Annotated in this window: 20 protein-coding genes; 15 read left to right on the forward strand and 5 right to left on the reverse strand. The window is 57.3% G+C overall.

What is annotated here, in order from left to right; genetic code table 11:
* Window positions 1-47 precede the first annotated feature (47 nt).
* The 13 genes from NCG89_RS15855 to der all read left to right on the forward strand — a co-directional run bounded on the left by NCG89_RS15855 (window position 48) and on the right by der (window position 12,077).
* Window positions 48-479: a SufE family protein gene (locus tag NCG89_RS15855; protein WP_251087535.1), complete on the forward strand. Its 432-nt coding sequence runs from the start codon at window positions 48-50 to the stop codon at window positions 477-479.
* The gene (trmJ, locus tag NCG89_RS15860; protein ID WP_251087536.1) at window positions 479-1,255 is read left to right on the forward strand and encodes a tRNA (cytosine(32)/uridine(32)-2'-O)-methyltransferase TrmJ; all 777 of its coding nucleotides are present in this window, start codon (window positions 479-481) and stop codon (window positions 1,253-1,255) included. The genes NCG89_RS15855 and trmJ overlap by 1 nt, the downstream gene beginning before the upstream one ends.
* Before the next feature lie 58 nt (window positions 1,256-1,313).
* Complete coding sequence (iscR, locus tag NCG89_RS15865) at window positions 1,314-1,784, forward strand: Fe-S cluster assembly transcriptional regulator IscR (RefSeq protein ID WP_251087537.1); 471 nt, start codon at window positions 1,314-1,316, stop codon at window positions 1,782-1,784.
* 14 nt (window positions 1,785-1,798) lie between these two features.
* Window positions 1,799-2,962 (forward strand): IscS subfamily cysteine desulfurase, encoded by a 1,164-nt coding sequence (locus tag NCG89_RS15870; protein WP_251087538.1) that lies wholly within the window; start codon window positions 1,799-1,801, stop codon window positions 2,960-2,962.
* A gap of 140 nt (window positions 2,963-3,102) precedes the next feature.
* Window positions 3,103-3,531 carry a nucleoside-diphosphate kinase gene (gene ndk, locus NCG89_RS15875; RefSeq protein ID WP_251087539.1) on the forward strand — a complete coding sequence of 143 codons (429 nt, stop codon included), beginning with the start codon at window positions 3,103-3,105 and terminating at the stop codon, window positions 3,529-3,531.
* Between the two features lie 25 nt (window positions 3,532-3,556).
* Window positions 3,557-4,714: a dual-specificity RNA methyltransferase RlmN gene (gene rlmN, locus NCG89_RS15880; protein ID WP_251087540.1), complete on the forward strand. Its 1,158-nt coding sequence runs from the start codon at window positions 3,557-3,559 to the stop codon at window positions 4,712-4,714.
* Window positions 4,715-4,724: 10 nt separating this feature from the next.
* Window positions 4,725-5,528: a type IV pilus biogenesis/stability protein PilW gene (pilW, locus tag NCG89_RS15885; RefSeq protein WP_251087541.1), complete on the forward strand. Its 804-nt coding sequence runs from the start codon at window positions 4,725-4,727 to the stop codon at window positions 5,526-5,528.
* A gap of 7 nt (window positions 5,529-5,535) precedes the next feature.
* Entirely contained in the window at window positions 5,536-6,318 is a 783-nt protein-coding gene (locus NCG89_RS15890; protein WP_251087542.1) for a helix-turn-helix domain-containing protein, read from the forward strand.
* Window positions 6,315-7,427, forward strand: coding sequence for a flavodoxin-dependent (E)-4-hydroxy-3-methylbut-2-enyl-diphosphate synthase (ispG, locus tag NCG89_RS15895; RefSeq protein WP_251087543.1), 1,113 nt, complete (start codon window positions 6,315-6,317; stop codon window positions 7,425-7,427). Before NCG89_RS15890 ends, ispG begins: the two co-directional genes overlap by 4 nt.
* 36 nt (window positions 7,428-7,463) lie before the next feature.
* Window positions 7,464-8,747: a histidine--tRNA ligase gene (hisS, locus tag NCG89_RS15900; protein WP_251087544.1), complete on the forward strand. Its 1,284-nt coding sequence runs from the start codon at window positions 7,464-7,466 to the stop codon at window positions 8,745-8,747.
* A gap of 49 nt (window positions 8,748-8,796) precedes the next feature.
* The gene (locus NCG89_RS15905) at window positions 8,797-9,468 is read left to right on the forward strand and encodes a YfgM family protein (protein WP_251087545.1); all 672 of its coding nucleotides are present in this window, start codon (window positions 8,797-8,799) and stop codon (window positions 9,466-9,468) included.
* Window positions 9,465-10,616 (forward strand): outer membrane protein assembly factor BamB, encoded by a 1,152-nt coding sequence (bamB, locus tag NCG89_RS15910; protein ID WP_251087546.1) that lies wholly within the window; start codon window positions 9,465-9,467, stop codon window positions 10,614-10,616. Before NCG89_RS15905 ends, bamB begins: the two co-directional genes overlap by 4 nt.
* A 45-nt stretch (window positions 10,617-10,661) precedes the next feature.
* A complete protein-coding gene (gene der / locus NCG89_RS15915) occupies window positions 10,662-12,077 on the forward strand; it encodes a ribosome biogenesis GTPase Der (RefSeq protein ID WP_251087547.1) in 1,416 nt (471 codons plus the stop codon).
* 65 nt (window positions 12,078-12,142) lie between these two features.
* On the opposite strand, the gene NCG89_RS15920 is transcribed toward der, so the two are convergent.
* Together NCG89_RS15920 and NCG89_RS15925 are read right to left on the reverse strand one after the other, a co-directional pair.
* The gene (locus tag NCG89_RS15920; protein WP_251087548.1) at window positions 12,143-12,511 is read right to left on the reverse strand and encodes a hypothetical protein; all 369 of its coding nucleotides are present in this window, start codon (window positions 12,509-12,511) and stop codon (window positions 12,143-12,145) included.
* Window positions 12,511-12,702, reverse strand: coding sequence for a hypothetical protein (locus NCG89_RS15925; protein WP_251087549.1), 192 nt, complete (start codon window positions 12,700-12,702; stop codon window positions 12,511-12,513). The genes NCG89_RS15920 and NCG89_RS15925 overlap by 1 nt, the downstream gene beginning before the upstream one ends.
* Window positions 12,703-12,909: 207 nt before the next feature.
* Here NCG89_RS15925 and NCG89_RS15930 point away from each other — a divergent pair, with 207 nt between their 5' ends.
* Window positions 12,910-13,893, forward strand: coding sequence for a GlxA family transcriptional regulator (locus NCG89_RS15930; protein ID WP_251087550.1), 984 nt, complete (start codon window positions 12,910-12,912; stop codon window positions 13,891-13,893).
* 24 nt (window positions 13,894-13,917) lie between these two features.
* Here NCG89_RS15930 and NCG89_RS15935 read toward each other — a convergent pair whose 3' ends face one another.
* Window positions 13,918-14,340: a YbaN family protein gene (locus NCG89_RS15935; RefSeq protein WP_432757877.1), complete on the reverse strand. Its 423-nt coding sequence runs from the start codon at window positions 14,338-14,340 to the stop codon at window positions 13,918-13,920.
* Between the two features lie 349 nt (window positions 14,341-14,689).
* On the opposite strand from NCG89_RS15935, the gene NCG89_RS15940 reads away from it, so the two are divergent.
* Window positions 14,690-16,315, forward strand: a complete 1,626-nt coding sequence (locus NCG89_RS15940) for an AMP-binding protein (RefSeq protein ID WP_251087551.1) — start codon at window positions 14,690-14,692, stop codon at window positions 16,313-16,315.
* 90 nt (window positions 16,316-16,405) lie between these two features.
* On the opposite strand, the gene NCG89_RS15945 is transcribed toward NCG89_RS15940, so the two are convergent.
* Together NCG89_RS15945 and leuA are read right to left on the reverse strand one after the other, a co-directional pair.
* Window positions 16,406-16,882 carry a hypothetical protein gene (locus NCG89_RS15945; protein ID WP_251087552.1) on the reverse strand — a complete coding sequence of 159 codons (477 nt, stop codon included), beginning with the start codon at window positions 16,880-16,882 and terminating at the stop codon, window positions 16,406-16,408.
* Window positions 16,883-17,257: 375 nt separating this feature from the next.
* The gene (gene leuA / locus NCG89_RS15950; protein ID WP_251087553.1) at window positions 17,258-18,955 is read right to left on the reverse strand and encodes a 2-isopropylmalate synthase; all 1,698 of its coding nucleotides are present in this window, start codon (window positions 18,953-18,955) and stop codon (window positions 17,258-17,260) included.
* Between the last annotated feature and the right edge of the window lie 236 nt (window positions 18,956-19,191).

Raw genomic sequence — 19,191 nt, forward strand, 5'->3', positions numbered from 1 at the left:
GCGCGACGATTTGGTGACGGATAAATTGATGACGAAACAGGAGCGTCATGGCAACTGAAAACCCCTTTGGTCGCAGCATTACTGCCGATGACATTGTGGACACCCTCAGCTTTTTCGACAGCTGGGAAGACCGCTACAAGTACATTATTGATCTGGGCAAGGAACTGCCCGAGATGCCCGAGGACTTGAAAACCGAGGATCGGTTGATTCGTGGGTGTCAAAGTCAGGTCTGGTTGGAACATGAGCGCAGCAATGGCGGATTTGAATTCCAGGCGGACAGTGACGCGTTTATTGTGAAGGGGCTGCTCGGCGTGATTCTCAGTGCCTACAACAACAAAAGTGCCGACGAAATTCTGGCCTTTGATGTGGATGCTTACTTCGAGCAGTTGCAGCTGCTGCGTCATTTGAGCCCCACCCGCGGCAATGGTTTGCGTGCCATGGTGGCGCGTATCCGGCAGTTGGCCGAGGAGGCAAACTGATGTCGTTGGATAACATTCGCATTGTGTTGGTAAACACCTCGCACCCCGGCAACATCGGTGGTGTTGCCCGGGCGATGAAAAATATGGGCATTAGCGATTTGGCATTGGTGGAACCGCGCAAATATCCTCACGACGAAGCCACCTGGCGAGCCGCAAGTGCCACCGATATTCTCGATAGCGCCAAGGTCTTCGACACCCTTGAGGCGGCCATCGCTGACTGCGGCCTGGTGATCGGTACCAGCGCCCGGGGGCGGACCATTCCCTGGCCATTGCTGGATCCGCGTCACTGCGCCCAGCGGGCCTATGCCGAAGCCGGGCAAGTCAAAGTGGCCGTGGTCTTTGGTCGTGAGGATCGCGGGCTGACCAATGAAGAGCTGCAGCAGTGCAATTTGCACGTGAACATCCCCGCCAACGAAGAGTACAGCTCCCTGAATCTGGCAATGGCGGTGCAGGTGCTGTGTTACGAGTTGCGCATGGCGCATCTTGATGGTGGCCTGATTGATAACCCGCTGGCCGAGTGGGATATGCCGCCGGCGACCGCCGATGCCCTCGCTCGCTACTTTGTTCACCTGGAAGAGACCCTGAGTGAGATGGGGTTTCTCAATCCGAAGGCGCCTAAGCAGCTGATGACGCGCTTGCGGCGGCTTTACACCCGGGCTCGACCCGACGAGATGGAGGTGAACATCCTGCGGGGGATTCTCACCTCAACCCAGTACCAGATTCGTCAACGGGGCGCAGATGAAGGGGCGGAGCCGGCGGATGCCGCGAAGGGTTGAAGGGTGTTTCGAGAGCGACAACAAAGGCCGAGTTCGATGATGGAGGTTGCGAGATAATATGCGTCTGACCACCAAGGGCCGCTATGCGGTTACCGCGATGCTTGATCTGGTTTTGCACAGTGATCAGGGGCCGGTCAGTTTGGCTGCGATCTCAGAGCGTCAGCATATTTCCCTGTCTTATCTGGAGCAATTGTTTGCCAAGTTGCGTCGACGCGGCCTGGTACGCAGCATCCGCGGCCCGGGCGGCGGCTACTGCCTGCAGCGCCCGATTGAGAAGACCTTTGTGGCGGAAATTATTGACGCTGTGGATGAGAGCGTAGACGCCACGAATTGCGCCGGGGAAGCCAATTGTCAGGAGGGGGAGGTTTGCCTCACCCATCACCTGTGGAGCGATTTGAGCGATCAGATCCACACTTTCTTGAGCGGTATCAGCCTGGCGAGCCTGGTTGAGCGCCGGGAAATTCAGCAGATTGCCTCGCGTCAAAATCTCCGTGGTCGGGATCAAATTCTGATGACCATGGTGGATTAAGCACGGTGGACCAAATGTCTTTGCCGATTTACCTCGACTACGCGGCGACTACGCCGGTTGACCCCAAAGTGGCTGAAAAAATGGCCGCCTGTCTGACCCTGGAGGGCAATTTTGCCAATCCGGCGTCACGCTCTCATCTGCTTGGCTGGCAGGCGGAGGCGGCGGTCGAAAACAGCCGTCGCCAGGTCGCCCAGCTGATTGGCGCCGATGTGCGCGAGATTGTCTGGACTTCCGGGGCTACCGAGGCTGATAACCTGGCGATCAAGGGAGTTGCCGAGGCCTATGCTGATCGCGGTCGCCATATCATTACCTCCACAATTGAGCACAAGGCGGTGCTCGATACCTGCGCGTATCTTGAGAGCCGAGGGTTTGATGTGACCTACCTCAAACCCAATGCCGAGGGGGTGATTTCCGCTGCCGAGGTAAAGGCTGCGCTGCGGGATGACACCATTTTAGTCAGCCTGATGCACGTCAATAACGAGCTTGGCAGTATCAATGATATTGCTGCTATCGCTGACCGCCTGCGGGACCATCAAGCCTTTTTTCACGTGGATGCGGCCCAAAGCCTGGGCAAGCTGAGCTTGAATTTGGCAGACATTGCGGTGGACTTGATGTCCCTTTCGGCGCACAAGTGCTATGGGCCAAAGGGCATTGGCGCGCTGTTCGTGCGCCGCCGCAGTCGCTGCGAGATCGCGCCGCAAATTCACGGTGGCGGTCATGAGCGGGGTATGCGCTCGGGCACCCTGGCCACCCATCAGATAGTCGGCTTTGGCGAAGCTTGTGCGCTGGCGATGGATCATTTGGTGGAAGAACAAGCCCGCCTTCAGTCTTTAAAACAAGGGTTTCTGGATGCGGTGTTGCCGCTGACGGGTGTGCAGCTCAACGGCCAGGCCGATGGCTGGCCCGGAATTGTGAATCTGAGTTTCGCCGATGTGGATGGCGAGCTGTTGTTGATGGCGCTCAAGGATTTGGCGGTTTCTACCGGCTCTGCCTGCGCGTCTGCCAGTCTCGAGCCCTCCTATGTGCTGCGCGGTATTGGCTGCAGCGAGGCGCTGGCGCTGAGCTCTGTGCGCTTCAGCTTTGGCCGATACACGAGCGCCGAGGAGCTGGCCCGGGCGGCGACTATGGTTGCCGACGCGCTGGCCCGGTTGCGCGGCGGCGCGCAACAAGCGGTCTGAATCCATCCGTCCACGCAAATTAGCGGGTTGCGGCGTATTCATTTGCGGCTGTTGGCCTTATAATCAGCGGCTTTTGCAAGATGGGTCTGCAGTATTGCAGGCTTTTTTGAACATATTGATTTTACTGGAGAATATTAGCGATGGGCGTTGAACGCACCCTTTCAATCGTAAAACCCGATGCCGTTGCCAAAAATGTGGTTGGCGAAATTTACAGCCGCTTTGAAAAAGCGGGCCTGCGCATCGTGGCAGCGAAAATGCTGCGCCTGAGCCGTGAGCAGGCTGAGGGCTTTTACGCCGAGCACAAAGGCCGTCCTTTCTTTCCCGCGCTGGTGGATTTTATGACCTCCGGTCCGGTGACTGTGCAGGTGCTGGAAGGCGAGGGCGCTATCCTCAAGAATCGCGAGCTGATGGGCGCCACCAACCCCAAGGAAGCAGCGCCTGGCACAATTCGCGCTGATTTCGCTGAGTCCATCGACGCCAATGCCGTGCACGGCTCTGATTCAGAAGCCTCAGCCCAGCGCGAAATCGCCTACTTTTTCGCCACCAGCGAAATCTGCGAGCGCGGCTAAGAGCGCTTCACCGGGAGGAATGGTGATGGCTCACGACGAGACGTGTGAAACCGCAAGCATCCAACGGGTAAACCTGTTGGGTATGCCTCGCCACAAGCTGGAGGATTTTCTCCGGTCGATAGGCGAGAAGCCATTCCGCGCCCAACAGATTCTGAAGTGGATTCACCACAACGGAATTGATGACTTCGAGCAGATGACCAACTTGGGCAAGGCGCTGCGCGCCAAGCTCAGCGAGGTGGCGGAAATTCGGCCGCCCAAGGTCGCCCGCCAGCTCGACTCCAAAGATGGCACCCGCAAATGGGCCATCGAGGTGGGCGGCAACAATCTGGTAGAAACCGTGTTTATTCCCGATGGGCAACGGGGCACTCTGTGTGTGTCCTCCCAGGTGGGTTGCAGTCTGGATTGCAGTTTCTGCTCGACTGGTAAACAGGGTTTCATGCGTGACCTGACTGCCGCTGAGATTATTGGCCAGGTGTGGCTGGCGCTGAAATCCTTCGATGCCTTTCAGTCTGGCAAAGGTCGGGTGGTGACCAACGTAGTGATGATGGGCATGGGTGAACCTTTGCTCAATTTCGAAAACGTTGTCGATGCCACCCATCTGATGATGGACGATTTCGGCTATGGTCTGTCCAAGCGCCGGGTGACCCTGAGCACCTCCGGTGTGGTGCCCATGTTGGACAAGCTTGGCGATGTGTCAGAGGTTTCGCTGGCGGTGTCGCTGCATGCGCCAAACGATGCCCTGCGCAACGAACTGGTGCCGATTAACCGTCGCTATCCGATTGCCGAGCTGTTGGCCGCCTGTAAGCGGTATCTGGATAAGCAGCCGGATAAGCATCGCGTGGTGACCGTTGAATACACCCTGATTGCCGGGGTGAACGACAAGTTGGAGCATGCCCGGGAGCTGGCCGAAGTGCTGCGGGTGTTGCCATGCAAGATCAATTTGATTCCCTTTAACCCGTTCTCCCTGTCGGACTATCAGCGGCCGAGCAAGAATGCCATTTCTCGCTTCTGGCAGGTATTGATCGACGCGGGTTACGTGACCACCGTGCGTACCACCCGGGGCGACGATATTGATGCCGCCTGTGGTCAATTGGCAGGGCAGTTCCAGGATCGCACCCGCCGCAGTGAGCGCCACCGGCGGCGGGCAGAAAACGTGGAAGCGGAAGCAATCAGGCTGGTGTAAGGATCAAGCAATGGTGAGTTCAATCAATTTTCGGCAACTCTCTACGGCGCTACTGGTTGGCGCCGTGTTGCTTTCAACGGCCTGCGTCACCACCAACACCGGCGGCTTTGAAGAAAAGGCCGATGAGAACAAGGCCCTCGATACCTCCCTGCAGCTTGCACGCAGCTATATCTCGATGGGCAACTGGGATCAGGCCAAGCGTCATTTGCAATATGTGGAGTCGGTAGACAAGAACAACCCGGAGACACTGGCGGCGCTGGCACTGGTGTTTCAGAATACCGGCGAGCCGGAAAACGCCGAGCAATATTACAAGCGCTCCATTCTGCTGGCCCCCAAGGTGATGCGAACCCGCAATAACTATGCGGTGTTTCTTTATGAATTGGGGCGTTACGAGGAGGCTGCCGCCCAGCTTGAGGTGGTGACCGAAGACCTGCTCTACGAGCGCCGGGTAGAGGCGTTTTTGAATTTGGGTCGCTGCTACCAGAAACTTGACCGGGTTTCCGATGCCGAAGCAGCCTACCGTCGCGCCTTTTTAATGGAGCGCAAGAACCCGGCGGCGCTGTTGGCGTTGGCCGATGTGACGTTTGAACTGGGGCGTTTTGCCGAGGCCCAGCGTTACTTTGATGCCTATCAGAGTTTTGCTGCATCACCGACGGCAGAGTCGTTGTGGATTGGTATCCGCCTGGCGGATAAATTTGATGATAAGGATGCCCACGCCAGTTTTGCCCTGGCACTGAAAAATCTGTTTCCAAAATCAGAAGAATATTTACTTTATAAATCTTATATAAAACGGGGTGACGGCAGCAGCCGTTAGGAAGCACATGCCTGAAGTGAACGAGCCTATCCCGGGACCGCCGGGAACTGTTTTACAGGATGCACGTATCAACGCAGGGAAATCAGTAGTCGATGTCGCCGAGGCGCTCAATCTCCTCAAAACCTATGTGGAGGCCTTGGAAAACAACGACTACTCGCGATTCAACTCGCCGCTGTTTGCGCGCGGGTACATTAAAAGTTATGCCCGCTATATGGGCCTGGACGAAGCGTCGCTGCTGCGTGACTGCGACCGCATCTGCCGTCGCCAGGACGAGCGCAGTGCCCAGGTGCAGCAGGTCAGAGCAGGGGCAAATGCGCCGGCCCGGGGCGGCATTGTGGTGGCGCTGGTTGCTGCCCTGCTGGTGTGGCTGGTATGCGTATGGGTCTTTGGTGGTGGCGATGAGGCGCAACTGGAGGTGGAGGCGCTGCCGGATCGTCACGCCGGCTTGGTGGAGCTGAAACCGGTGGAGTCGCTGGGGCGCAGCCTGTTGCAACAGGAGCCCCTGGAAATGCGAATCCCGGAGGATGAGTCCGGGTTTGAGAGCCATTCCGCAACGCTGAGTTTACAAGTGAAGGAAAGCGTCTGGCTGGAAATTCGCGACGCCAACAATGTGATTGTACTGACTGGTATTCAGCCCAAGGGCAAGCAGTTCAGCCTGGCCGTAGAGGGACCGATTTACTTCAGTGTGGCCTATTGGCCCGCGGTCGCGCTGCAGTACAACGGTAAGCCAGTCCATTTTGACAATATTGCAGAGAGTAAAGCAGTGCGTCTGCAGGTAGGTGAAATATGAACATGACGTCGCCGATACGTCGCCGTAAGTCGCGGCAGATCCATATCGGCAAGGTCCCGGTAGGTGGCGATGCGCCGATTTCGGTGCAGAGCATGACCAATACCGAAACCCGGGATGTGGCCGCCACCGTTGCCCAGATTAAGCGTCTGGAAGACGCCTGTGCCGATATTGTGCGCGTCTCTGTGCCGAGTCTGGAGGCGGCTGAAGCCTTTCGGGAAATCCGCAAACAGGTATCGGTTCCGCTGGTGGCTGATATCCACTTCGATTACAAAATTGCCCTGAAGGTGGCTGAGTACGGCGTGGATTGTCTGCGGATCAACCCCGGGAACATCGGCCGGGAAGATCGGGTGCGTGCGGTGATCGATGCTGCCAAGCACCACGGCATTCCCATTCGTATCGGGGTCAATGCCGGGTCGCTCGAGAAAGAACTGCAGCGCAAGTATGGCGAGCCGACACCAGAGGCCCTGGTCGAGTCGGCCATGCGCCATATCGATATTCTCGATCGACTGGACTTCCAGGATTACAAGCTCAGCGTTAAAGCCTCTGATGTGTTCATGGCGGTGGCAGCCTATCGACAGATCGCCAGCCAGATCGAGCAGCCCCTGCATTTGGGGATCACCGAGGCCGGCGGTCTGCGCGGCGGCACTGTCAAGTCAGCGGTGGGCCTGGGGATGCTGTTGATGGACGGTATCGGTGATACCATCCGCATCTCGCTGGCGGCGGATCCGGTGGAAGAGGTCAAGGTCGGTTACGAGATTCTGAAAAGCCTGAAGCTGCGCAGTAAGGGAATTAACTTTATTGCCTGCCCGAGCTGCTCACGGCAAAACTTTGATGTGATTGGCACCATGAACGAGCTGGAAGCGCGGCTTGAGGATGTCACCACACCGCTGGATGTGGCCGTGATCGGCTGCATTGTGAATGGTCCGGGCGAAGCCAAGGAAGCGGATATCGGTCTGACCGGTGGCACGCCGCGCAACCTGGTTTATGTGGGCGGCGAAAAATCCCACAAGGTCGAGAACGTTGAACTGGTCGATCATCTCGAGAATTTGATCAGAGAAAAAGTCGCTGCCAAACAGCAGCAGGAAAAAGACCTGATTGCCCGCAGTTGAGGCAGTCAGGGTTAAATCGTAAACAGGAAACAGGTTTTGGCGCGAATTCAGTCAGTGCGGGGTATGAGCGATATCCTGCCGGGAGAGACCAGTCAATGGCAATACTTGGAGTCAGTGGTACGCGCGCTCCTCAGTCGCTACGGCTACCAGGAAATTCGCTTTCCGATTCTTGAGCAGACCGAGCTGTTTAAGCGCTCGATCGGTGAAGTCACCGATATTGTTGAGAAGGAAATGTACACGTTTGCCGATCGCAACGGCGACAGCCTGACCCTCCGCCCCGAGGGCACGGCCAGTTGCGTGCGTGCCTGCGAGCAAAATGGCTTGCTGCACAACCAGCAGCAGCGGTTGTGGTATGCCGGGCCTATGTTTCGTCATGAGCGTCCCCAAAAGGGGCGGTTGCGCCAGTTCCACCAGATTGGTGTGGAGACCTTCGGCATGGCCGGCCCGGACATTGACGCCGAGCTTATTGCGCTAACAGCGCGTTTGTGGCGCGAGCTGGGCATCAATGAGGCGCTGACGTTGGAGCTGAACAGCATTGGTACGGCGGAGTCCCGGGGTCGCTACAAGGCGGCTCTGGTGGATTACCTGGCGGGGTTTGTCGACGAACTCGACGAAGACAGCCAGCGCCGTCTGGGTACTAATCCCTTGCGTATTCTCGATAGCAAAAGCCCACGCACCCAGGAACTCCTGAAGGATGCGCCGGTACTAAAGGACTACCTTGACGACGCCGCTAACGCGCATTTCAGTGGCCTGTGCGCCCGTCTTGACCAGATGGGCATTGCGTATCGCATCAACACCCGGCTGGTGCGCGGGCTGGATTATTATGGGCTGACGGTGTTTGAATGGACCACCGAAAAGCTCGGCGCTCAGGGCACGGTCTGCGCCGGCGGTCGCTATGACGGTCTGGTAGAGCAGTTAGGTGGGCGTGCAACCCCTGCGGTCGGTTTTGCGATGGGGGTTGAGCGATTGGTGTTGCTGTTGGAAACCCTTGGTGTAATGCCAGCCTCTGCGCCCAGTGCTGATGTATTTATTGTCGCCGTGGGTGAGAGGGCAGAGATCGCAGCGCTGACGCTCGCTGAGCGCATTCGCGAAGGCGCGCCGCAGCTGAAAGTGCAAAGTAACTGCGGTGGCGGCAGTTTTAAGAGCCAGTTTAAAAAGGCAGATAAAAGCGGTGCGCGCTGGGCACTGGTGTTGGGCGAGGAAGAGCTGTCCCGGGGTGAGGTGGCGATCAAGCCCCTTCGCGATGCGGCGGCCGAGCAACAGCTTGTCGCCATTTCGGCGGTGGTGGACCAGCTGACAGGCGCTGCCGCAGAGCAATAAGACGTTAACTTTGAAAAGCCGGTGCATGGCGCATCGTAGAGGACATTTTGTGGAAACGTATCGCACAGAAGAAGAACAGGTAGAAGCCCTCAAGCGTTGGTGGCAGGAAAACGGTAAGTCCACGGTATTTGCCGTGGTGCTGGCCCTTGGTGGTGTGTTTGGCTGGCGGGCCTGGAGTGATCATCAACAAAACCAGGCTGGCGAAGCGTCGGCCATGTTTGATCAGCTGTTGGCTGCCGATGCTGCAGTACAGAACACGGGGCGTCCGACCTCGACCGCAGAGACCCTGGCGGAAACCGTCAAGTCGGCCTATGGTTCGCTGACCTACGGTCAGTTCGCCGCGTTATACAAAGCAAAATACGCGGTGATGAAAGGTGAATATTCGGCGGCCGCGGAGGAACTTCAATGGGTGTTGTCCAAAGGCCCTGATGCGGCGGTGCGCTCGCAAACCGAGATGCGCTTGGCCCAGGTCTATTTCGCTCAGGGTGAGTACGATCAGGCAACCGCGCTGGTTGAGGGCTTGAACGGCACCGGCTACGCCCCTGAGGCGCTGGAATTGAAGGGCGATATCCTGCTTGAGCAGGGTGATGCTGACGGTGCTCTGGTCGCCTACCGGGAGGCAAAGGCCGCGCAGAAGGCGCAGCAAGTGCCGAGCCAGCGCCCGATGCTGGATATGAAAATTAACGATTTGGCCAGCAATGAACAGGGAGCCCAGTCATGAGAGGTTTGCGCATTGTTGCCCTGGCGGCGGCCTTCGGTTTGCTCGCCGCCTGTAGCTCCACGCCGACGGGTAAAGAGCCTGCCGAGCTGACCAGTTTCAAGGCAGAGAAGAAAGTCAAAAAGGCCTGGTCGCGGTCCATTGGTGATGGTCAGGGGGATGCTTTCTATCGCATCACGCCGGTTATTGATGGCGACGACATTTTTGTGGCTTCGGCCGACGGCGATGTGGCGGTATTCAAAAAGGAAACCGGCAAGAAAGTCTGGAAAGAATCCTACGACCTGCGGATTTCCGGCGGTGTTGGGGTCGGCTCGGCGATGGTTTTTGTTGGCACCGCCGACGGGGAAGTGGTCGCAATTGACCGGCTCAGCGGCGATATCGTCTGGAAGAGCTTCGTCAATGCCGAGGTGCTTGGTGCGCCAGCTGCCAGCAGCCGAGTGGTGGTGGTGCAAACCTTCGCCGGCGATATCTTTGGTCTGAATATCGAAAATGGCGAGCGGGTGTGGGTCTACAATACCCAGCCACCGCGGCTGACCTTGCGTGGTACCAGCTCGCCCGTGATTGTTCGCGGTGTGGCATTGGTTGGATTGGCCAGTGGCCGCCTGGCGGCCTTTGATATCGACAATGGCGCGCTGTTGTGGGACGAGTCGATTTCCGCGCCCCAGGGGACCACCGAAATCGAGCGCCTGTCAGATGTAGATGGTCGCTTGCTGGTCTCCAATGACCGTTCGATGGTGGTGGCCACCGGATATCAGGGCAATGTTGTGGCGATCAATCTTGGAAATGGTCGGCCAATGTGGGCGAAGGAAGCCTCCAGCTATGTTGGTCCCACTGCCGGGCTGGGTTACGTCTATGTGGCCTTGTCCGATGGCAGCGTGACCGCATTTGAAGATCAGGGCCAGGGTGTGCGTTGGTCCCAGAGCGTGTTGGCCCGTCGCGAGTTGACAGAGCCGGCGGCGTTCAGTGGCACGGTGGCCGTTGCCGATTTTGAAGGCTATGTGCACTTTTTGTCTCAGCTTGACGGTCGTCTGGTGGGCCGCACCCGGGCAGACAGCGACGGCGTTCGCGCGCCGATGCTGGTCGATGGCAAGCTGTTGTATGTCTACGGAAATAGCGGGAAACTTGTCGCTTACAAGCTGCAAGACCGCTGATAGTCTGGCCCACAGACGTGGGCCGTCCCCGCTTACGGTAACCTCATGATTCCTGTCATCGCTCTGGTTGGACGCCCCAATGTGGGTAAATCAACACTGTTCAACCGACTCACCAAGAGCCGGGACGCCCTGGTGGCCAACTTTCCCGGCCTGACCCGGGATCGCAAATATGGCGAGGCCCTGTTCGGGGATCGCCGCTTTATGCTGATTGATACCGGCGGTATTACCGGTGAAGAGGAAGGCATTGATTCGGCCATGGCCCAGCAGTCATTGCAGGCCATTGAGGAGGCCGATGCCGTGCTGCTGATGCTCGATGCCCGGGCCGGATTACTCCCCGCAGATCAGGGGCTGATAAAACATCTGCGCAGCTGTTCTAAACCCGTCTTTTTCGTTGCCAACAAAGTCGATGGCACCGATCCCGACGTGGCCATGGCGGAGTTTTACCAGACCGGTGCCGCGCAAATTTACCCGCTGACGGCAACCCACGGTCGCGGGGTGCGCAAACTGCTGCAGGATGTGCTGGAGTTCTTCCCCGAGGCAGAGCAGGACAGCGGTGCGGGTCTGGCCAATGGCAAAAAGATCGCGGTGGTGGGGCGACCCAACGTGGGTAAGTCCACGCTGGTTAACCGCATGCTCGGCGAAGATCGGGTGGTGGTGTACGATCAGCCGGGCACCACCCGGGACAGCATCTATATCAATTACGAGCGCGAAGGGGAGTCCTACACCCTGATCGACACTGCTGGGGTGCGCAAACGCCGTCACATCCATGAGACGGTGGAAAAATTCTCCATCGTTAAGACCCTGAAAGCGATTGATGATGCCCACGTTGTGATCCTGGTGATGGATGCCCGCGAGGGCATTGTTGAGCAGGATCTGCACTTGTTGGGGCAGGTTGTCGATGCTGGACGTGCGGTTGTGGTGGCCATTAACAAGTGGGACGGGCTTGATAGCGACCACAAGGACCGCATTAAGGTGGAGCTCGACCGGCGGCTGCAGTTTATTGACTTTGCCGAGGTGCATTTTATCTCCGCCCTGCACGGCACGGGTGTGGGTCACCTGTATGAGTCCATCGAGAAGGCCTACGAATCGGCCACGCGCCAACTGACCACCCGCAATCTCACCTTGATTCTGGAGGGCGCCGTCTACGATCACGCGCCGCCGATGATCAACGGGCGGCGGATCAAGCTGCGCCTGGCTCACCCCGGCGGCAGTAATCCACCTATTGTGGTGATCCACGGCAACCAGACCGACAAGGTGCCAGCCAGCTATACCCGCTATCTGGAGAAAGTTTACCGTCGTGAGCTGAAGATGGTGGGAACCCCCATTAGGATTCAGTTCAAGACCGCCGACAACCCTTATGAGGGTAAGAAAAATACCCTGACCAAGCGCCAGATTGACCGCAAGCGCCGCTTGGTGAGTTTTGTAAAGAAAAAGGAAAACAAGAAAAAACGCGGCAAGTAACCGTGGCAGCTTGTTTCGCTATTTCCAATTGAACGCCCGGCATTGCCGGGCGTTTTGGTTTGCCGTCAGGGGTTGAGGATTTCCCGCCAGGGCTCCCCCGGCTGATAACCGGAAATTCGCCGCCAGTGGTAATCTCTGAGCAGGGTGTTGGCCACCACCGTTTTTTGTCTCTGGTCCAGAATCCAGCCATCCACCTCAACCACCAGGTGGCCCGCTCCCTTGATCTCGCAATACACCAGGCGGCTGTTAATCTGCTGCTGGCGCAGCAGGCTGCGACAAGCCAGGCAGAAGCCATCGCAGTCGTCGCGTAGCGTCTGCTCCCCGTTGTAACCGGGTGGCGGCATATCCCATCGCTCTTCAATTTCACGCTGGGCAATAAAGCGCTGGCGGACGGTTTGGTGCACCGCCTGCAGCCTGGCAAGTAGCGGGCTCATTAGCAATCTCCTTGCGGGTCTCTCGCCAGCAGGTCCTGGCATCCTTTGGGGGCGGTAACCGCTTTACCAGAGATAAAGGGGCGGGGTTCAAAGGCCGCGCAGCCCGTCATGGTGCCCAACACCAGCGTGGTGCCGCTCAGGGCGGCGGCGCCGCCAAGCAACTGTAAGAATGCCCGTCTTTGCATTGTCATGATGTCCTCCGTTGACGCGTTGCCTAAATCTGAATCCAGTTTATCGGCCTGCGTTATCGCTCAGTAATGGCTAATATGACAAATAAAGTGCTAAATAAGACAATTTCAGGTAGGTGGTCGTCTCTTGGTATTTGTGGCTGAAATAGCAAAAATAATGTTAAATACGACAGATCAGGTTTGTGCCGCTTTCGCATGCGGGGGAATACGATGACCAAACGGGTGGTATTGCTGGGGATGGACGGGGTGATCGCCACCAGTATTCTCGGCACGACGGATTTATTTGACGTTGCTAATGTGATTGGTCGGCGCGTTGGTGGCGAGGAAGAGTTGTTCCAGCTGCTCAGGGTCTCGCCCAACGGGCAGGCATTTCGATGCTCAAACGGCGTGGAGATCGGCGTCGATGGCGATCTTGGCCTGGTGCAGCCTGGTGATATTTTGTTTACCCCGGCATATCGGGTATCCCGGGGGAGTGATGTTGAGCCCCTGATCAGCCGATGGCAGGAAGTGGGGCCCTGGCTGCGCCAGGTGCAGGCTTCACTGGAGTTGCTGGTAAGCCATTGCAGCGGTGTGTTCATGTTGGCAGAGGCAGGTGTGCTCAACGGTGGCCGGGCCACCACGGCCTGGTGGCTGCACAGTGCCTTAGGACGCCGCTACCCCGCGGTTTCGGTGGAAACGGATGACGTTTGCGTGCACTGGCAAAATATTCTTACTGGCGCGGCGACCAGTGCGTTCTACGATATTACCCTGCAGGTGATTGAGCGCTACGCTGGCAAGCATTTCGCCCGCCTGTTAGCCAAGTACATGATGCTGGATAACCAACGCGCCTCCCAGGCACCCTATGCTATTTTGCCAGCGGCCGAAATTAACGACCCCCTGATGACTCGGGCTGAGCAGTGGATTCGGGCCAACATGCAGCGTGAATTTCGCGTAGAAGAACTGGCCGATGCCATGGCGGTCAGCCCGCGCACGCTGATTCGACGCTTCCAGAAACACCTTGGCGAATCGCCGCAAACCTATACCCAGAAGATCCGCATCGAAAAGAGCAAGATTCTGTTGGAGACCACCCGATTGCGACTGGGCGAAATTGTCGCACGGTGCGGCTACAGTGATGAGAGTGCTTTCAGACGCTTGTTCAAGCGCTATTGCGGGGTGTCGCCAGGGGAGTATCGCCGCCGCTTTGCCAGCCGATAATCTGCATTGGGTGTGGACACCGCATCAACGTTGCTCGGGGTCGCCCTTGATGACGGCGGGTTCAGGTTGGCGAATGATGTAGAGGCTCACGGCCGCGGCAATGCCAATCATGACCGCTGACACCCAGCGAATTTTCACAATCAACAATGCACTGCTTAGCATCATCACCCACAGCATCAGCAGAATCATCACCTTCGCACGCCGGGGAATGCCTTTGCCGTCAAGGTAATAGCGAATGTAAATCCCGAACCAACGATGATTGATCAACCAATAATAAAAGCGGGGAGAGCTGCGCAGAAAGCAGGCGGCGCTAAGGATTAAGAACGGCGATGTTGGTACCACCGGTAGCAGAATGCCGATCACGCCGCAGACAAATGAAAACCAGCCGAGGATCAGCAGGCTGTAGCGAATCAAGGGGCTTTTGTGGATAAAGGGTTCTCGACTCAAGGGGATCACTCTGTAGCGATTTCGATCGCGGGATGCCGGCGCCGCGCTGCTAAGCATAGGCGTGTGCTGTAGCGATTATCATATCATCGAACGGTCAGCACCGGTTTCTGCTTACGTCACCCCTATCGTTGAAAATGTGCGCGTGTTGCGGGCAAAGGTGATCACTCGGTCTCAGCTGCCGATTTATCTGGCGCAATGGCTGGTCTTCAATTTTGAATTGCTCTAGAGTGAGGCTGTGAATTAGCGCGACTGTTTGGCGTGGTTAGATGCGGCTTTATCTTGCCTACAGGCAGTGCTCTCTATTATCCAAAAAATAGTCAATGTGACATTGAGGCAGGCTTTGACGGCGATGCAGTTCAGTTTGGCAGATATTTTTGAGGCAGTGGCGGCCCGGGTGCCGGATCGCGAGGCGGTGGTCTGTGGTGACCGGCGGCTGACCTATCAAGAGCTCGACGAACGCGCCTCTCGCCTGGCCCACTACCTTCTCCGTCAGGGGGTAAAGCCGGGGGATCACGTCGGTATCTACCTCCACAACAGCCCGGAATACCTTGAAGCCTTGTTTGCCTGTTTCAAAATTTGCGCCGTGCCGGTGAATATTAATTACCGCTATGTAAAACAGGAGCTGCAATATCTTTTTGATAGCGCCGATTTGCGGGTGTGTATTTTTCATCAAGGTTTTGCCGATCAAATTCAGCACCTCTACCAAAGTGGCCATGCTTTTAGCCTGTTAATGTGGGTGGCGGACGACAGTTGCGCGGAGCTGACATTGCCGGCGGCGGATTATCACGGTGCTATCGACAGCGAACGCCCCCGAGGGGAGTTTCCATCGCGCAGTGGCGCCGATCAGTATTTACTGTACACCGGCGGTACCACCGGAAAGCCCAAGGGCGTTCTCTGGCAGCACGAAAAGCTGTTCTTTGCTGCCTTGGGTGGCGGCGGGTTCTTTTCTGCCGACGGCCCCTGTCAACGGCCGCAAGATATCGTTGAGCGAATCAATGAACATCCGTTTTGCGGCATTGCCATGGCGCCGCTGATGCACGGTGCGGCCCAGTGGTTTAGCCTGGTGCAGCTATTTGCCGGCAATAAACTTGTACTGCTTCCCCAGGCGAATTTTGATCCCGACATTGCATGGCAATGGGTGGCCGACGAGGCCTGTCACCTGGTGCAGATTGTGGGTGACGCCATGGCCGTTCCGCTGCTGGAAGCCTTGCGGCGCTCTCCCAATCGCTGGGACTTGTCTGCGGTGTTCAGTATTGGCTCGGGTGGGGCGCTGTTGTCGCCGTCGAGCCGCAGAGGGTTTTTGCAGCACTTCCCGCGGGCGTATATCACCAATAGCTACGGTTCGTCAGAATCGGGGCAAATGGGCATGGACGTGGGGGACTACCAGGGTGCGGGGGTCGCCAAGATTGCGGCAACCGACGATGCCGCAGTATTGCTGATTCGTGGTGATGCCATTCGTCGTGCGCGGGTTGGTGAGCAGGGAGTGCTGGCGCGCAGCGGGATGATCCCCGAAGGCTATTACGCCGATCCAGAGGCTACCGCAATGGCGTTTGTGAATCTGGACGGGCGGCGCTGGCTGTTGACCGGGGACATCGCCGAGCAGGACGACAGTGGCAGTATCCGCATCTATGGTCGCGGCAATCACTGTATCAATACGGGCGGTGAGAAGGTTTTTCCGGAAGAGGTGGAGATGGCATTAAAAAGCCATCCGGATATTTTAGACGCCCTGGTATTTGGTGTGGAGGACGCGCGCTGGGGGAGCCGGGTGACTGCGGTAGTGCAAACCCGAGATAACGGGCCTCTGGATGAGCAGGGCGTATTGGCCCATTGTCGTGAGCAGCTCGCGGCCTACAAGCTGCCACGGCAAATGCTATTGGTTGATCACATTCCCAGAAACCCCAGCGGCAAACCCGACTACCCCCGGGCCCGCCAGTGTTTGGAATTTGCCCACCTGGACGCCGTGCAGTCTGGCTAAAGGACTTGCTAAATCTGAATTGGCAACGAAAAAGCCTCCAAGCGGAGGCTTTTTTGATTCTACTTGTTTAATTGGGCCTGGGTGCCGGACTCAGTACGGCGGCTGTAGGCCAAATCCGCGATACGCCTGCGGGGTTACGGTTTTCATGGACGCGATAAATTCATTCATCCCCATGGCAAAGGAGCTGGGTAAGTCCTCCTTCAACTTGATGCCATAGATCTTGTAATCGTAAATCGGCAGCCAGAAGTGGTCGGAAAAGGGCCGGTCAACCCGGGCCAAGACTTGGAGGGCAACCGCGCCGGTGTAGAGTACATGGCCACCTGCTTGCTCAGGGGTGTCACAGTGGAAGTCGGTGACGAGACGCATACCGCGCTGATTGGGCGGTATGACAGGATGAGCTGCCTGAGCCAACTGGCGGGCCATGATATCCAACAGCATGGTTTCCGAAACAAAAGGGCAGGTGGATTTTGCGCCGAGGGTAATACCCGCAACCTCACGGGTCGGGGTGTCGGGATAGGCGCTCGTACTGGCGAGGGCAAATACAGTAGCCAAAAGCAGTTTTTTCATGCCGGGGTCCTTTTTAGCCGGGTGGCGGAGAGGCTTTACCCTGCGGTCGTACCTTTATTTTACTGCGTCGCGAAGGCGGCGGTTTCGGTGTTGGCGGCGGGGTGGGCCTGGATGGAAATGATGGCAGACAACCGTCTTGCGGGCTAGTACCCAGTGCGCAGTCTTGGTGTCACAGAAGTTGGGGCCGCAGGGCGTGGTATCACCTGGTCCGGTAGCACCGTGGATCAGGGCAAATGAGTTAGGGTAAGTGCCTGCGGCAAAGCCACTCTTGCTAAAGCAACGCTCGATAACGCAATTCTCGATAAAGCAAAAGAAGCCCGCTGTTGGCAGCGGGCTTCTTTTGGTCGAGATCGTTTGCGTTGAGGCAGCTTACGATCAGCTTGCTTTACGCTGCAGCACACTGGCCGAGGGCGATTGCACGGCGGCATTGATCACCGCTTGCAGCGAGGCGCTCACCACATCCCGATGGGAAGCAACACCGACATAGCGCGTGTTGTTAACCGACAGCATCACATAGGCGATGGCTTGTGAGGCCGTGCCTGAGTTCAAGGCATGCTCGCTGTAGTCGAGAATTTCGACTGCATCACCGCAATGGGCCTGCCAGGCATTCACCAGGGCGCTGATGGCGCCATTGCCCTGGCCGGTGAGCTGAATTTTCTCGCCAGCAAAATTGAAGTGCATGTTCAGTACATCCTGACCGTCATTCTCGGCGTTGTTCTGGCTGAGGGAGAAATCCTGCACCGCGCAGGCTTTGGCGGGGCTCAGGTAATGCTCCTCAAACAGGTTCCAGATTTGCTGGGGGCTGATTTCTCCCGACAGCGCTTCTGCGGCGGCCTGCACTTTGCGGCTGGCGTCAATTTGCATCCAGCGGGGCAGGTTCAGACCGTAGTCGTTCTCCAGTACCCAAGTGACGCCGCCTTTGCCAGACTGGCTGTTAATGCGAATCACCGCTTCATAGCTGCGGCCCAAATCGGCCGGGTCTATCGGCAGATAAGCTACCTGCCAGTGTTCGTCTTCCCGCTGCTTGCTCATGCACTTGCGGATGGCATCCTGGTGGCTGCCGGAGAAAGCCGTGAACACCAGGTCGCCCGCGTAAGGGTGGCGGGGATGCAAAGGAATCTTGGTGCAGTATTCCGATACCGCAATAATTTCGTCCATCCCAGACAGGTCCAGCTTGGGGTCTATGCCCTGGCTGTACAGGTTCATTGCCATGGTCACAATGTCCATATTGCCAGTGCGCTCGCCGTTACCCAACAACGTGCCTTCAATCCGGTCGGCACCGGCCATTACGCCCAGCTCAGCGGCGGCTACCGCGCAGCCCCGGTCATTGTGAGTGTGCAGTGAGACGGTAATGTCTTTGCGGTATTGGGTGTTGCGGCAAAACCATTCCACCTGGTCGGCAAATACGTTGGGGCCGGCGCACTCTACGGTGGCAGGCAGATTGATAATGATCGGGTTGCCGGAGTCTTTCCACTCTGCGATTACCGCGTCACAGACTTCGGTGGCGTACTCCACTTCCGTGCTGCTGAAACTCTCGGGGCTGTACTGAAAACGCCATTCGGTTTCAGGATATTTCTTGGCGTATTCCTTTACCCAGCGCGCGCCCTGCACACCGATGGCTTTGATACCTTCTTTGTCGAGGCCAAACACCCGCTCCCGTTGTACCGGGCTGGTGGAGTTGTAAACGTGGACAATGGCTTTTTTCGCGCCGGCCATCGCCTCATAGCTGCGGGCAATCAATTCTTCCCGGGCCTGCACCAGAATCTGAATGGTTACATCCTCGGGAATTCGGTCACCTTCGATCAGGGCGCGAACAAAATCGAAGTCGGGTTGCGATGCAGAGGGAAAGCCGACTTCAATTTCCTTGAAACCCAGTTTGACCAGCAGGTCCCACATACGCAGCTTTTGCTCCACTGACATGGGCTCGACTAGCGCCTGGTTACCGTCGCGCAGGTCGACGGAGCACCAGGTGGGGGCTTTGTCGATGGTTTTGCCGGGCCACTGGCGGTCGGGAATATTGACCCCTGCGGTAGCCTGGTATTTGCGATGGTTGAAACCTTTTGTGCTGCTCATGTCACTGGTCCTGTGTGGTGGTGATCAATAAAGGGTAATGATCCGGAGTTTTAAAGCCCGGCAAGCCGGGCATTGTCTGGAGTTCGGGTAGAACGCCTTGGTGGTGTTAGCCAGTGCGGGGTGGTGCGCTGGTAACGGTTGCTGGAGGGGTAACTCCATGGTGATCAGTATAGGAAAATGCGGAGAGCAGATGATTGCCAATTTTGCGCAATTTCAGGATTTATTTTCTAGGTTAT

The organism is Spongiibacter taiwanensis, from assembly GCF_023702635.1.
GTDB lineage: Bacteria > Pseudomonadota > Gammaproteobacteria > Pseudomonadales > Spongiibacteraceae > Spongiibacter > Spongiibacter taiwanensis.